This window comes from uncultured Limnohabitans sp., from assembly GCF_937889215.1.
GTDB lineage: Bacteria > Pseudomonadota > Gammaproteobacteria > Burkholderiales > Burkholderiaceae_C > Limnohabitans_A.
The window spans coordinates 1-1,646 of record NZ_CALBEX010000064.1 but is presented as its reverse complement, the minus strand read 5'-3'; the positions used below and the strand labels follow the sequence as shown (position 1 = coordinate 1,646).

At 56.3% G+C, this 1,646-nt stretch carries 1 protein-coding gene and 2 pseudogenes; all 3 read left to right on the top strand.

The genetic code is table 11. The features are described 5' to 3' along the window. Nucleotides 1-753: pseudogene (locus Q0341_RS01510) on the top strand (AMP-binding protein); the annotation flags it as partial. Beyond that, nucleotides 750-1,532, top strand: a complete 783-nt coding sequence (locus Q0341_RS01505) for an ABC transporter ATP-binding protein (RefSeq protein WP_299510071.1) — start codon at nt 750-752, stop codon at nt 1,530-1,532. The pseudogene Q0341_RS01510 and the gene Q0341_RS01505, both read left to right, overlap by 4 nt. A gap of 12 nt (nt 1,533-1,544) precedes the next feature. Beyond that, nucleotides 1,545-1,646, top strand: a pseudogene (locus tag Q0341_RS01500) (branched-chain amino acid ABC transporter permease); the annotation flags it as partial.

Here is a 1,646-nt window from a genome sequence, read left to right as displayed (position 1 = left end):
GGTGTGCCGTGCAAGGGTGTGGAAATCAAGGTCGCGGACAACGGCGAGATCTTGGTCAAGTCGCCAGGTTTGCTCAAGGGCTATTACAAAAACCAGAAGGCAACCGACGAAGTGTTGACGGCAGACGGCTGGTACCACACCAGCGACGTGGGCTTCATCGACAGCCATGGTCACCTGAAGATCATCGACCGCGTCAAAGATGTGGGCCGAATCCAGGGTGGCGCCAACGATGGCGCGATGTTTGCGCCCAAGTACGTCGAGAACAAGCTCAAGTTTTTCCCGCACATCAAAGAAGTGGTGGCTTATGGCGACCAGCGCGAAAAAGTGTGCGTGATGCTCAACATCGACTTTGACGCTGTGGGCAACTGGGCTGAACGCCGCAACTTGCCCTATGCCGGTTACGGCGATTTGGCGCAAAAGTCCGAGGTGTACCAACTGATCAAGGAGTGTGTGGAAAAGGTCAACGCCGACCTGGCTGAAGACGCCATGCTGGCAGGCAGCCAAGTCTCGCGCTTCTTGATTTTGCACAAAGAGCTGGACGCTGACGACGGCGAGTTGACCCGCACCAACAAGGTCCGCCGTGGCTTCATCGCCGACAAATACAAACCGCTGGTTGACGGCCTGTATGAGGGCAAAGCCGAGCAGTTCATCGAGACCGTGGTGAAGTTCGAAGACGGCCGCACCGGCAGCGTCAGCGCCACGCTCAAGATTTCCGACGCCAAAACATTCACACCCGTGAAGGCAGCAGCATGACCAAAAAAATCGGCGACGTCATCTTGGACGTCAACAACATCAGTTTGCGCTTCGGCGGCGTGAAGGCGCTGACCGACATTTCATTCAACGTGCGCGAGCACGAAGTGCGGGCCATCATCGGCCCCAACGGCGCGGGCAAAAGCTCGATGCTCAACTGCATCAACGGTGTTTACACGCCGCAAGAAGGCTCCATCACTTTCCGGGGGCAAAAATTTGACCAAATGAGCAGCCGTCAAGTGGCCGAGATGGGCATTGCCCGGACCTTTCAGAACTTGGCGCTGTTCAAGGGCATGAGTGTCATTGACAACATCATGACGGGCCGCAACCTGCGCATCAAAAGCAACCTGTTCATGCAGGCGCTGCGCATTGGCCCTGCCCAACGCGAGGAAGAAGAGCACCGTGAGTTTGTCGAACACATCATCGACTTTCTGGAAATCCAAGCCTTCCGCAAGACGCCTGTGGGCCAGTTGCCTTATGGCTTGCAAAAGCGGGTCGACTTGGGGCGTGCCTTGGCCATGGAGCCACAGGTACTTCTGCTCGACGAGCCGATGGCGGGCATGAACATGGAAGAAAAGCAGGACATGTGCCGCTTTATCCTGGATGTGAACGACGAATTCGGCTCGACCATCGTGTTGATCGAGCACGACATGGGTGTGGTGATGGACATCTCGGACCGCGTGGTGGTGCTGGACTACGGCAAAAAAATCGGCGACGGGACCCCCGAAGAAGTGCGCAACAACGAAGACGTGATCAGTGCCTATTTGGGCACCAGTCACTAAGGAGAAAAAGACATGGCATTTTTCTTGGAAGCCCTTTTGGGTGGCCTGATGGCAGGCATGTTGTATGCGCTGGTGGCACTGGGCTTTGTGTTGATTTTCAAGGCCTCGGGGGTG